We start from the raw sequence: 13,186 nt of genomic DNA on the forward strand, positions 1-13,186 counted from the left end.
GCGCAAGAAGGAGTTTACCGTTACCGTCGACCTGCATCTGGGCGACGGACGGGCAACGGTCTACACCTCGGACCTGTCCTACGACTACGTCAAGATCAACGCCGATTACCGTACCTGAGGAACAGAGAGGTGTCGAACAACACCAAGAACAGGAGGGGGAGGTGGTGCGGATGCTGAGACTGGTCGTCCTGCTCGTCACGCTGGTTGTGTGCGGCATGGTCATCGGCTCGCCCGTTCGGGCGGCCGACCTCAAGATCACCGAAATGGCGGTAACCACCAAGATTTCCCGCAACAACCCCATTGATGCGGTTCGTCGGATCTCGCACCGGTCGGTGAAAGCCCTCTACTGCTTTACCCGCATAGTCAACCCCGGCGCCCAGGAAACGGTCATCCGCCATGTCTGGTACAAGGACGGCGCCATGGCCGGCGAGCAGGAGCTTGCGGTCAAGGGTGCGAAATGGCGCACCTGGAGCAAGAAGCCCGTGGACGCCGAATCGGTTGGCACCTGGCGCGTCGAGGCGGTGGATTCGGCCGGGAAGGTTCTCAAAACAGTGGAATTCAAGGTACACTGATGGGGAGACGCGGTCTCCCCTTTTTTCTGGTCCCATAGCCACGGCTTGAATTTTGCTTGTGTCGGTGGTTAGGGCCCGTGCCCTCCAGCGGTTCAAAGCCGTTCATGTTCGTTGCAGAGTGACGGTATTTCTTCATGGTGTTCCGAAAGATACTCGCCATAGCCCTGATCCTTTTCGGCTCGCTGACGGTTTGTGCCGGCGATTCGCCGTCCGCGCCGCCAGCGGGTGGGGAAGCCATCGGGCGGTTGATGGAAAGGGCCATGCACGACGGGCTGGTGGCGGGCGGGATCGTGCTGGTGGGGAACCGCCACGGTGCGGTCTACGAGCACGTCTTCGGCAAGCAGTCGTCCCTGCCCGATGCCCCGCCGGTAACGTCTTCGACCATCTTCGACATGGCCTCCCTCACCAAGGTCATCGCAACGACCCCGGCAGTCATGAGACTGGCGGAAGAGGGCCGGCTCTCCCTGGTCGATCCCCTGGTCCGCTGGTTCCCCGAATTTGCGGGACACGGCAAGGACGACGTCCTTGTGGTGCATCTGCTGACCCATACCTCCGGCCTCGACGACTTCTCCCTGTCCTCGGCAGACCCCCTGCAAAGCGCCATCAACGGTGTTGCCGCCCAGAAATTGAAAGGTGAGCCGGGCACCCGGTTCAGGTATGCCGATATCAACTTCATCCTGCTGGGCGAGCTGGTCCGGCGCGTTACCGGCAGTACTCTTGACCGCTATGCGGCGGATGCCTTTCTCCGCCCCCTGGGCATGAAGGACACCGCTTTCCTGCCCGGCCCCGCAATTGCGGAGCGGTGCGCCGCCACCCTGGACGGCTCGGGGGGGGCACACTTCGGCACGGTGCAGGATCCCCTGGCACGCCTCATGGGAGGCGTTGCCGGACATGCGGGCCTCTTCGGCACCGCGAGCGACCTGGCGCTCTTCTGCCGGATGCTCCTCGGCGAAGGCGAGCTCAACGGTCGGCGCGTCCTGGAACAGCGGACGGTGCGCCAGATGACGGCCCCCTACTTTTCCCGCGGGGGCAAGGTGGCGCGGGGGCTCGGATGGGACATGGCATCCCCGTTTTCGTCGCCCCGGGGAGAAGGGTTTTCCGAGGAGTCGTTCGGCCACACCGGCTACTCGGGGGGATCGATCTGGATCGACCCGCGCACGGACACTTACGTGATCTTTCTTTCGGTCCGCCTCGACCATCGGCATACCAAGGCCTTTAGTCAACTGCGGAGCGATCTGTCGACGCTGGCCTTTCGGATGCTCTTCCCGGACCTCCGGGAACTGGTGGAAACGGCATCCTACGGCCCTGTTACGACCCGGTAAATAGCTTGACACCCTCAGGTCAGTATGGTAGCGTTTCCGCGATTGTGCGCGGGTTAACCGCACTTTTCCCCATCTATCCGGGGCCCCTTTTCCGACGCTCCCCCTGAAGGAGGATCCATGGGCAACAGGCTGCTCCTCGCCGACGACAGCATCACCATTCAGAAGGTCGTGGGTATCATCTTCGCCAATGAAGATTTTGAGCTGACCGTTGTCGACAACGGGGACGCCGCACTGGAAAAAGCCCGTGAAAGCAGACCCGATGTGATGCTCATCGACGCCCTCATGCCCGGCTCGAACGGCTATGAGGTGTGCGCCGCCGTACGGCATGACCCCGCCCTGAAGAACACGCCCCTCCTGCTCATGACCGGTGCCTTCGAGCCCTTTGACGAAGAGCGGGCCCGGCAGTGCGGCGCGGATGACTTCATCTCCAAACCCTTTGAATCCCAGCAACTTGTCGACAAAGTAAAAGAGCTTCTGGCTCTGGGAAGCTCGCGCGCGGTAACGGGCGCAGGCGCTACACCGGACTTTGCCGCGGAGAGTCCTCCCGCCGCCTTCGAGGTGGAGCCGGAGCCGTTCGTTTCGCCCCCCGAGCCGTCAGCCGTATTCGAGTCGGCTTTCCCCGAGCCATTTCCGACCTTCGAATCGGAGCCCCTGGCCGAACCCGCTGGAGCGCCTGCGTCGCAGGCGGTGACGTTCGAAGCGGAGGAGGCCGCTCCTGCCGACGATCTGTGGGGAGCCTTCGAACTTGAGGAAGAAGTCGCCGGGGAGGTTGAAGTCGGCGAGATGGTGACCGGAGACGAGGCAATGACAGAGGTGTTCGATGCCGCTGCCTTTGCCGCAACGCCTGCCGCCTCTGCCGATTCAGGCACGTTCGGCGTGCCTGTTGAAGAATTCACCTTCACGGAAGAACCCGCGTCCGGCGCAGTCGAGGAGACGATAAGCTTCGGCGCGGTGGCCGAACCCGAGTCCTTTACCTTCGAGCCGGAGCCGACGGCCGGTGCCCCGGCTGCCGAGGCCTTTGCCGGAGAACCGGTGACAGGCTTTGAATTCGGCGGGGCTGCCGTGCCGGCACAGTTTGTCGTGGAACAGCAGTTCGCCCCTGAGGAAGAATATGTCCCCGCAGCCGCTCCGGCTGCCTCCACGGTGGCGGTGCCGGCTGTTGAGCCGGTTGCTCCGGGCGCGGGGACCATCACCCTCTCCGAAGAACAACTGGCCGCCGCCATTTCCCGTATCTCCCGCGAAGTAATCGAGCGGATCGCCTGGGAAGTGGTGCCCGACCTGGCGGAGACGATCATCAAGGAAGAGATCCGCAAGATCAAGGAAGGACTTTAGGTCGTACTTCAGGGCCGGCCCACGGGACCGGTCCACACCGCTGAAACTGAAATGGGGATGCTTCATCCCCATTTTCATTTTGAAAAGGGAAGAGGTTAATCGAATGGCAGAAAAAGAACTGGCAAAGGTGTACGAGCCCACGGCCGTTGAACGGAAATGGTATGAAACCTGGGAGCAGGAAGGCTATTTCCGGGCAGACCCGGATAGCGGCAAGCCCCCCTACAGCATCGTCATCCCGCCGCCCAACGTCACCGGCGCCCTTCATATGGGGCACGCCCTGAACAATACGCTCCAGGACATCCTCTGTCGCTGGAAGCGGATGAGCGGCTACGAGGTCCTCTGGATGCCCGGCACCGACCATGCGGGCATTGCGACCCAGAACGTGGTGGAACGCCAACTGGCGGGCGAGGGGACGAGCCGCCACGAGTTGGGGCGCGAGGCATTCATCGAGCGGGTCTGGAAATGGAAGGCCGAGTCCGGCGGCCAGATCATCGGCCAGTTGAAGCGGCTCGGCGCATCCTGCGACTGGGGGCGCGAGCGCTTCACCATGGACGAAGGGCTTTCCCGCGCCGTGCGCGAGGTCTTTGTCCGTCTCTACGAGGAAGGGCTGATCTACCGGGACAACCGTCTCATCAACTGGTGTCCCCGCTGCCACACGGCCCTGTCCGACATCGAGGTGGAGCACGAGGACAAGGCGGGAAATCTCTGGCACATCCGCTATCCCGTGGTTGGCGAGCCCGGCCGCTTCGTGGTGGTGGCCACGACCCGTCCCGAAACCATGCTCGGCGATACCGCCGTGGCGGTTCACCCCGAGGATGAGCGCTATGCCGACCTTGTCGGCAAAAAGGTACTGCTCCCCCTCGTGAACCGGGAAATACCGGTGGTGGCCGACGAGTACGTGGATCGGGAGTTTGGTACCGGCGTGGTAAAGATCACCCCGGCCCACGATTTCAACGATTTCGAGGTGGGGCGCCGTCACAATCTGGACCTGCTCAACGTCTTCGACGAATCGGCCGTGGTTAATGCCGCCGGGCACCAGTACGAGGGGATGGAGCGTTTCGCCGCCAGAAAGCGGGTGGTGGAAGACCTGGAAGCGCTGGGGCTTCTGGAGAAGATCGACGATCATGCCCACGCGGTGGGGGGCTGCTATCGCTGTAAGACGGTGGTGGAGCCGTACCTGTCCCTCCAGTGGTACGTGAAGGTCGGTCCCCTGGCCGAACGGGCCCTGGCCGCGGTGAAGGACGGGCGGACCCGGATCGTTCCCCAGCAGTGGGAGAACACCTATTACGACTGGATGGAGAATATCAAGGACTGGTGCATCTCGCGCCAGATCTGGTGGGGGCACCGGATTCCGGCCTGGTATTGCGACCACTGCGGCGAAACCACGGTGGCCAAAATCGATCCGACAGTCTGCGCCGCGTGCGGCAGCGACGAGATCCGTCAGGAAACCGACGTGCTCGACACCTGGTTCTCCTCTGCCCTGTGGCCCTTTTCGACCATGGGCTGGCCGGACCGGACGCCGGAGCTTGCGGCGTTCTATCCCACCTCGTGCCTGGTGACCGGTTTCGACATCCTCTTCTTCTGGGTGGCGCGGATGATGATGATGGGGCTTCACTTCATGGACGAGGTGCCCTTCAGCGACGTATACATCCATGCCCTGGTGCGCGATGCCCAGGGCCAGAAGATGAGCAAGTCCAAGGGAAATGTCATCGACCCCCTGGTGGTCATCGACCAGTACGGCACCGACGCCTTCCGGTTCACCCTGGCGGCCTTTGCCGCCCAAGGGCGCGACATCAAGCTGGCCGAGGAGCGGATTGCCGGCTACCGGAATTTCGTGAACAAGATCTGGAACGCCTCCCGGTTCGCCCTCATGAACCTGGAGGGGTTCGAGCCCGATACGGTGGACCCGGCGACACTCGACCTGTCCAATGCGGATCGCTGGATTCTGCATCGGCTCAACGCTGCCGCCGCCGAAACCGCCGAGGCGCTGGAGGCATACCGCTTCAACGATGCGGCCGGAACCCTCTACCGGTTCACCTGGAGCGAATTCTGCGACTGGTACATTGAGCTGGCAAAGGACGATCTCTACCGGGGCGACGACGCACGCAAGGAAACGGCGCGGTATATCCTCTGGCTCGTGCTGGAAAATCTCCTGCGGCTGCTGCATCCCTTCATGCCCTTCATTACCGAAGAGATCTGGCAAACACTGCCGGGCGCGCGTCCCGCACCGAGCATCATGGTGGCCGGCTATCCGCGTCCCGCGCCCGAGCGCGACTTCCCCGAAGGCGCCGCAGAGATGGAGCTGGTCATGGAGGTGATCCGCGGCATCCGGAACATCCGGGGCGAGATGGATGTGGCTCCGTCGCGGGAGATAGCCGCCATCCTCTCCTGCGGTTCCGTTGAGAGCCTGCATCTGCTCAAACGCAACGAGGTCTACGTCATGAGTCTCGCGCGCCTCTCCGACCTGGCCATGGGGCAGGGGCTCGAACGGCCCGCCGACGCAGCGGTTCAGGTGGCCGGAGACGTGGAGATCGCGGTTCCCCTCAAAGGGCTCGTTGACGTTGAGGAAGAGGAAAAGCGTCTCCTCAAGGAGATCGGCAAGCTCGACAAGGAAATCGAGATGTTCGGCCGGAAGCTTGAGAACCCCTCCTTTGTGGAGCGGGCGCCGGCGGACGTGGTGGCCAAGGAGCGGGAAAAGCTGGCCGAGGTGACCCAGAAGAAGGATGTGCTCCTGGCCAGTCTCGAAAAAATACGAAAACTGGCCTGAAGTTACGCTATAACGCCGCCGGGTCCGTTGGTGACCGGCGGCGTTTTTCATGGGGTGCCTTTTCGCCGCGTGGGACAGTTGCCGGCGCGGGTCAAGATGGTGACATGCGTTGTCAATAATCTCGTGGAGATCGCGGGTGCCGGTTACCCCATAGCCGTGGCAAACATGCCGATGTCACGGATTATTTGTTCCGTTCGTTGTGTCGCTCCTGTTTTTGGATGGAATTTTGCATTTATTTAAGCTTTTATGGTTGCGGCCCCGTGCGCATGACCGACAGAACAAAGTCAGGATAATCTTCCGGGTCCCATGGCGAATCTCAAGCGATATAACGACGGCCTGTTCAAGCTTGACCTCTGGATCAGGCGACTGCTGACCATTGGTGAGTCGGGCGCGCTCTACACGGCCCTCTGCGATGGTGTCTGCGATATCGTCGGAGCCGGGACCGCTGTGTTTACCACCATCGACATCCAGGCCGGCACCCTGACCTACATGGCCGCGTCCGGGGGCTGGAATGCCATGGTGAAAGGGCTGGCGGTCCCCATGAAGAGCGGGAATCTGTGTGCATCGGTGGCCGCCTGCGGTACTCCCCTGCGGATCGACCGGATATCCTCCCGCGCTGACTCCTGCGAACTCCTGCAGGTGATGGACATGGATGCGGCGCTGCTGGTCCCCGTCCTTGAGGAAGGGAGAGTGACGGCCTGTCTGTCCGCGTTCCGGGTAGGCAATCCCTTTGATCAGATCGACGAGCAGCTTCTGCAGCAGTATGCCCACACCGCAGCCATGGTACTGCGCACCGTTCACCTCATGGTCGACCTGCGGCGCCATGCCGCCATGCTCGAAGAGGAGAACGATGAGCGGACCAGGGCCGAGCAGAAGCTGGCCGAGACCAACGTCTTCCTCAATTCCGTGGTTGACGGTGTGGCCGAGCCCATGGTGGTGGTCGGGCTCGATCGCCGTGTCATCATGACGAACCGGGCGGCTCGCGACTTTTTCCAGATAGCCGAGGCCGGCAGTGACGAGGCCTGCCATCGGCTCATTCACCATCGCGATACCCCCTGCGTCAGAGACGAGGGGATGCGATGCCCCCTGCTCGATGTGCGGACGGCGAAGCGTCCGGTCATCGCAACCCAGGAGCATCGGGACCAGAGCGGGGACAAGCGCGTGGTGGAGGTCATGACGTCCCCGCTGCTCGGCAGCGATGGCACAGCCATCGGGATCATCGAGGCGTTCCGGGATATCACGGATCGTCGCCAGGCCGAGGAAACCATCCGGCAGATGGCGTACTACGACTCACTCACCGGGCTGCCCAACCGCAGGCTCTTCAACGACCGGCTCCGCCAGTCCCTTGCCCTTGCCCAGCGGAGCAAGCGTCTTCTGGCAGTGCTGTTTCTCGACCTGGACCGGTTCAAGCTGATCAACGATACCCTCGGGCATGCGGTGGGAGACAAGCTTCTCATGCAGGTGGCCAAGCGCCTCAAGGGGGTCTGCCGCCGCGACGGCGACACCGTGGCCCGGCAGGGCGGCGACGAATTCATCATCAATCTGTCGGTCATTTCCGACGTGAAAGATGCCCTGAAAGTGGCCCAGAAGATCATAGACAGCCTGCGGACCCCCTTCGTGATCGATGGACACGAGTTGTTCATCACCACGAGCATCGGTATCAGCGTGTTTCCCTATGACGGCCGCACGAGCGACGCTTTGGTGAAGAACGCCGATTTTGCCATGTACCGGGCCAAGGAGCAGGGGCGGAACAACTGCCAGCTCTACACCCCCGAGATGAACAGCAAGGCATTCGAGCGGCTTTCCCTTGAAAACGATCTGCGCAAGGGGCTTGAGCGGGAAGAGCTGGTTCTCTACTATCAACCCAAGGTCAACGTTGACGACGGGCAAATCTCCTGCATGGAGGCCCTGGTCCGCTGGCAGCACCCCACCCTGGGGCTCGTGCCGCCGGCGCGCTTCATTCCCCTGGCGGAAGAAACGGGGCTCATCGTTCCCCTGGGCGAATGGGTGTTGAGGACCGCGTGCCGCCAGAACCGGGAATGGCAGAAGGCCGGCTACCCACCCATGCAGGTGGCGGTCAACATCTCTCCCCGCCAGCTCCAGCAGGGAAGCTTGGTGGAGGTGGTGGAGCGGGCCCTCTCCGACTCGGGGCTCGCCCCCCGGTGGCTCGTTCTGGAAGTGACGGAGAGCATCATGATGGACGGTACCGAAAGCACCTTGGCCACCTTCCGCGTGCTGGAGCGAATGGGAATCCATATCGCCATTGATGATTTCGGTACTGGATATTCATCCCTGCACTATCTGAAAAAGTTTCCGATCCATGCCCTGAAGATCGACCGTTCGTTCATTCGCGACATCACAACGAACCCTGACGACGAGGCAATTACCAGCGCGGTGATCACCATGGCAAAGGGGCTCAATCTGAAAGTGGTTGCCGAAGGTGTTGAAACCGTGGAGCAACTGGAAGTGCTGCGGGCGCTGCAGTGCACCCACATGCAGGGACATCTCTTCAGCCGCCCCGCGCCGGCGGAGCAGTTCGCGCCGGTCTTCGGCCGGGCTGCGGGCGCCTACCTCGGTTTTGGAACCTGGTGTTGACGGGGCCGGGCGGGAACAGGGCGACAAGGCCCAGGCAGGCTGTGTTACCGGTTAATCTATGACCTTACCAATTGTGTTCTATATCTTTTCCTTTGTCCTCGGGGCAGTGGTCGGCTCATTCCTGAACGTCTGCATCTATCGGCTGCCAACGGGTGAGTCGGTGGTGTTCCCCCCTTCCCGCTGTACCTCCTGCGGGACGCGGATTCGTCCCTGGGACAACATCCCGCTTCTGAGCTGGCTCATCCTGCGCGGATCATGCCGCGCCTGCGGTGCGAAGATATCGGCCCGCTATCCCCTGGTGGAACTCATCAACGGCCTGCTCTGCCTTGCCCTGTTCCTCAAGTTCGGGCCGACCCTGACCTTTGCGGCCCTCTTCGTATTCTGCTCCGCCCTGGTGGCGATCACCTTCATCGACCTCGACCATCAGATCATCCCCGATGTCATCAGCCTGCCCGGAATCGTCCTCGGCTTTGCCCTGTCATTTGTCCTTCCCTGGCTCGGCTGGCTCAACTCTCTCATCGGCATCGTGGCGGGGGGCGGGAGCCTCTTGCTGGTGGCCTGGCTCTACGAGCGGCTGACGGGCAAGGAGGGAATGGGCGGCGGAGATATCAAGCTCCTTGCCATGATGGGGGCCTTTCTCGGCTGGCGGGCAGTGCCGTTCATCATTTTTGCCAGTTCTCTGGTGGGCTCGATCATCGGGCTCACCGTCATGATGCTCCAGAAAAAAGACAGCAAGCTTGCCATCCCGTTCGGCCCGTTTCTGGCGCTGGGGGCACTTCTCTACATCTTTTTCGGCAAGGCGATCATTCTCTGGTACCTGAGCATCGGCGCCCGGTAGCGAGGTGCACCCGTGAGGCGTCTGCGCTTCAGTCTCAGCTTTCTGATCCTCTCTTCCCTTACGTTCCTCCTGGTTCTCACCTGGCTCCTCCTGAGCCTGATCTCCTTCAAAACCGCCGAAAGCGACCTTCTCCGCCAGAAAAGCGACAAGGCGCGCATCCTGCTCGCTTCCTTTACGGCGCTGGTTCCACCGTCGCTGGACGGGATCGGTCCTTCGGCGGCCGGCGTGCTTGCCCGCCAGTTGGCGGGTGAGCCGGAATTCACGGCCCTGACCGTCGTGCGGGGTGATGGAACGCCGGTGTTCGGCCTGGGGAGCGGTTCACCCGTTGACGAGCGCTTGGCGGCCTGTCTTCGCGACGGCGCCGAATCGGCCTGGTTCCCTGCGGGGGAAGGCGTTCTCATCCGCTATGCCCCGATCGTCAGTGACGGGGCGACCGTTGGCGCGGCCAGGCTCATCCTTTCCCTGGCAGGGGAGCGGCAGATGCTCGCCCATTCGCGTCACCTGTTCCTCGCCTACTTCGCCCTCGATTTCCTTCTCATCCTGGCAGTGGGGTCACTGCTGCTTTCCCGCTTTATCATCATTCCCATGCGCAAGCTCCTGGCCGCAACGGAGCGGATCGGCGCCGGCGACTATCACCATAAGGCCGTGGCTCCGGGGAGCCGTGAGATAGCCGAACTGGCCGATTCATTCAACCAGATGGTGGACGCCCTGCGGGTCAAGGACGAAGAGGCGGCGCGCCACGTGGCGTCGCTGGAGCGGGCCAACCGGGAGCTCAAGGAGGCCCGCGAGGAAACCCTCAGATCCGAAAAAATGGCGTCGGTGGGAATGCTGGCCGCAGGAACGGCCCACGAGATCGGCACCCCGCTGGCAGCCATCATGGGGTACGTATCGCTCTTGCGGGATGATGAATCCCTTGATCCGGAAAGGGCCGACTATCTTCGCCGGATCCTACAGGAGGCCGAACGGATCGACCGGATCGTCCACGACCTGCTCGATTATGCCCGCCCCGCGTCCCTTGCCGCCGAAGAGGTTGACGTGGCCTGCCTGGTGTCTGAAACTGTGGAGATGGTGAGTCGGCAGGGGGCCCTCAAGCGGGTGCAGGTGCACATCGGGGCAGGCGAGGAAAACGCAGCGGCCGTGACCGACCCCCATCAGCTCCAGCAGGTTCTGATCAACCTGCTGATCAATGCCCGCGACGCCATGCCCGCTGGTGGACGCCTGGATGTCACCGTGTCGTCCGGAATGTTCACGCCGCCGGCGGGGCTCACCGATAACGGTCCCTGGACTGTCATGGCCGGACGGCGCAAGGACGACTTCGGCGGGGTGTTCCGCACGCCGTTTGCCGGGGACGGAAGCGAGGCGCCGTGCATCCGGATTGCCGTGACCGACACCGGATCCGGGATCGCACCCGAGCACCTGGAGAGGATCTTTGATCCCTTTTTCACCACCAAGGAGCCGGGCAAGGGGACTGGGCTGGGCCTGTCCATCTCGGCCAGGATCATCGACTCCCTGGGTGGGAGAATGACCGTCGAAAGCACGGTAGGGGAGGGGACGCGGTTCGAGGTATGGCTTCCGGTCTCGAAATGAAATGAAATCCACTGGGTTATGGACAGGGGCATGAAATGAAAAAGCGGATACTGGTCGTCGATGACGAAGAAAACATGCGGCACATGCTGTGCGCCATGCTCCGCAAACAGGGCTACGAGGCCGTGGAGGCCACCGATGGCGAAGCGGCCCTGGCCCAGGCATCTGCTGCTGCCTACGACTTCATCCTCTGCGACATCCGGATGCCGGTCATGGACGGCGTTGGGTTCCTGCGGGCCTTTCAGCAGGCCGGACTCCCCGGCACCGTTATCATGATGTCCGCCTACGGTACCGTGGATGCGGCCATTGCCTGCATGAAGGAGGGGGCCTACGATTACGTTTCGAAACCCTTTAAAAATGATGAGATCCTCCTGGTCCTCAGGAAGGCGGAGGAGCGCGAGCGCCTCAAGAGTGAAAACCGGCGGCTGCGGGAAGTGGTCGGGCGGGAGTATTCGTTCGGCAGCATTGTGAGTCGCAACCCGCGCATGCGCGAGATCTTCAACCTTATCCGCAAGGTGTGCGACGTGCGGACCACCGTCCTCATCCTCGGCGAGTCGGGAACGGGCAAGGAACTGGTGGCCCGGGCCATCCACCACAACGGCAGCCGCAGCGACAGACCCTTTGTGGCGGTCAACTGCGGGGCCATCCCCGAAAGCCTTCTGGAGTCGGAACTGTTCGGTCACGTGCGCGGTGCCTTTACCGACGCATCGTCGGACCGGGCCGGACTTTTCGAGGAGGCCAACGGCGGGACGCTCTTTCTCGACGAGATCGGTGAAATGCCCCTGGCGCTCCAGGTGAAGCTTCTGCGCGTGCTGCAGGAGGGTGAGGTTCGACGGGTGGGCGGGGCCAAGGCCCTGCGCGTCGATGTCCGGATCCTTTCCGCCACTTCCCGGGATCTGGCCCGGGATGCCGCGGAGGGACGCTTTCGCGAGGATCTCTTTTTTCGCCTCAACGTGTTCAGCATTACCCTGCCTCCCCTGAGGGAGCGGTTGGAAGACATTCCGCTGCTCGTGAACCACTTCCTGCACAAGTATGGCGAGTCTTTCGGCAGGTCCGGAATGGTCGTGTCGCCGGACGCCATGAAGCTGCTTGCCGCCTATGGCTGGCCCGGCAATGTGCGTGAACTGGAAAACTGCATCGAGCGCGCATTCATTCTCAGCGAAGGAGAAATCCTCGATAGTGGAAGCCTGCCCGATGTCGTGCGGGGGGACTCGGCTGGAACTCCTTCGGGGTTCCGTCTCCCCGAGGACACCCTTTCCATCAAACAGGCCGAAGAGTATCTAGAGCGGGAATTCATCCGCAGGGCCCTGGCCAAGACCGGCGGGAACCGGACCCAAGCCGCGCGCTTGCTGGAAATCAGCCATCGGGCGTTGCTCTATAAGCTTAAGGAGTTTGGTATCGAGTAAAGTAAAAAATATTAATAAAATGTTGTAAATGTAAGAGGGCTGTGCAATTATTGCAAAGTCCTTTTTTTGTCACAAGGAGGTGACCGGGATGAGCGGGATGGTTAACCGCACCATTCTGCCCCCAGGGAAGGGGGATAGGGGGGCGGGTGGTTTCACGCTGCTCGAACTGCTCGCGGTGGTGGCGATCATCTGTGTCCTGAGCGTGATTGCCGTTCCCGCGTTCAGCAGCCTGTACGCCGACTGCTGCCTCAAGGCGGCGGTCTGGGAGATCAAGGATCTGTTCAAGGATGCCAAGCTGTTGAGTATCCAGGGCAAGTCGTGCTGCATCGAATTCGATCCCCCCCGCGGGCGGGCGATGCTTTACTCCGGCAGGGGGGAGGATGGACAGTGGGGTACCGGCGATGAGCAGTTTGTCAGAGAGGTTCGCCTCTCCGACAAAGGGGGCGGCCTCAGCTTCGGTTACGGAGAGCGGGGGCCTGTCCTCAAGCCCAACAAACTCACCGCAACCGATGACGGAGTTGCATTCACAGGCAACCGGTTTTACAGCGCTGAAGGGGTTGTCGGTACGGGCGGCGGCATCTATATCCAATCCGCCACGTCCGGCAGTGCCGTGGCAATGATCTTCAATACGTCTGATTTTTCCTGCAAGCTGTACCACTGGGACGGGTCGGAGTGGATCAGGAAGTGACATAAATCGTGTACCGGGAACACTGGGGCTATGCAAAAATTGCATAGCCTTTTGTGTTATTATGGAATCTGTTGGGTAATAG

The 13,186-nt window shown here is 61.9% G+C and carries 10 protein-coding genes; all 10 read left to right on the top strand.

What is annotated here, in order from left to right; genetic code table 11:
- On the top strand, positions 1-118 hold a 118-nt coding region (locus AC6CDK_RS03590; RefSeq protein ID WP_496639722.1), incomplete at its 5' end, for a bifunctional ornithine acetyltransferase/N-acetylglutamate synthase.
- 46 nt (positions 119-164) lie between these two features.
- The gene (locus AC6CDK_RS03595; RefSeq protein WP_039648177.1) at positions 165-572 is read left to right on the top strand and encodes a DUF2914 domain-containing protein; all 408 of its coding nucleotides are present in this window, start codon (positions 165-167) and stop codon (positions 570-572) included.
- A 134-nt stretch (positions 573-706) separates the two neighbouring features.
- Positions 707-1,894, top strand: coding sequence for a serine hydrolase domain-containing protein (locus AC6CDK_RS03600; RefSeq protein WP_066357280.1), 1,188 nt, complete (start codon positions 707-709; stop codon positions 1,892-1,894).
- Between the two features lie 117 nt (positions 1,895-2,011).
- Positions 2,012-3,226, top strand: coding sequence for a response regulator (locus AC6CDK_RS03605; RefSeq protein WP_192905050.1), 1,215 nt, complete (start codon positions 2,012-2,014; stop codon positions 3,224-3,226).
- A 103-nt stretch (positions 3,227-3,329) separates the two neighbouring features.
- The gene (locus AC6CDK_RS03610; RefSeq protein WP_066357283.1) at positions 3,330-5,993 is read left to right on the top strand and encodes a valine--tRNA ligase; all 2,664 of its coding nucleotides are present in this window, start codon (positions 3,330-3,332) and stop codon (positions 5,991-5,993) included.
- A gap of 306 nt (positions 5,994-6,299) precedes the next feature.
- Complete coding sequence (locus tag AC6CDK_RS03615; RefSeq protein ID WP_192905049.1) at positions 6,300-8,588, top strand: putative bifunctional diguanylate cyclase/phosphodiesterase; 2,289 nt, start codon at positions 6,300-6,302, stop codon at positions 8,586-8,588.
- Between the two features lie 58 nt (positions 8,589-8,646).
- Entirely contained in the window at positions 8,647-9,426 is a 780-nt protein-coding gene (locus AC6CDK_RS03620) for a prepilin peptidase (protein WP_192905048.1), read from the top strand.
- 12 nt (positions 9,427-9,438) lie between these two features.
- Entirely contained in the window at positions 9,439-11,013 is a 1,575-nt protein-coding gene (locus AC6CDK_RS03625; RefSeq protein WP_192905047.1) for a sensor histidine kinase, read from the top strand.
- 35 nt (positions 11,014-11,048) lie between these two features.
- Positions 11,049-12,416 (top strand): sigma-54-dependent transcriptional regulator, encoded by a 1,368-nt coding sequence (locus AC6CDK_RS03630; RefSeq protein WP_039644030.1) that lies wholly within the window; start codon positions 11,049-11,051, stop codon positions 12,414-12,416.
- 88 nt (positions 12,417-12,504) lie between these two features.
- Positions 12,505-13,104: a pilus assembly FimT family protein gene (locus AC6CDK_RS03635; protein WP_226048188.1), complete on the top strand. Its 600-nt coding sequence runs from the start codon at positions 12,505-12,507 to the stop codon at positions 13,102-13,104.
- Positions 13,105-13,186: the final 82 nt, after the last annotated feature.

This window comes from Geobacter sp. PheSNFMC, from assembly GCF_059620965.1.

Bases quoted from the DNA above. Each gene is read 5' to 3' on its own strand.
- AC6CDK_RS03600 (WP_066357280.1), top strand. From the start codon at position 707: ATGGTGTTCCGAAAGATACTCGCCATAGCCCTGATCCTTTTCGGCTCG.
- AC6CDK_RS03610 (WP_066357283.1), top strand. From the start codon at position 3,330: ATGGCAGAAAAAGAACTGGCAAAGGTGTACGAGCCCACGGCCGTTGAA.
- AC6CDK_RS03620 (WP_192905048.1), top strand. From the start codon at position 8,647: ATGACCTTACCAATTGTGTTCTATATCTTTTCCTTTGTCCTCGGGGCA.
- AC6CDK_RS03635 (WP_226048188.1), top strand. From the start codon at position 12,505: ATGAGCGGGATGGTTAACCGCACCATTCTGCCCCCAGGGAAGGGGGAT.
- AC6CDK_RS03605 (WP_192905050.1), top strand. From the start codon at position 2,012: ATGGGCAACAGGCTGCTCCTCGCCGACGACAGCATCACCATTCAGAAG.
- AC6CDK_RS03615 (WP_192905049.1), top strand. From the start codon at position 6,300: ATGGCGAATCTCAAGCGATATAACGACGGCCTGTTCAAGCTTGACCTC.
- AC6CDK_RS03630 (WP_039644030.1), top strand. From the start codon at position 11,049: ATGAAAAAGCGGATACTGGTCGTCGATGACGAAGAAAACATGCGGCAC.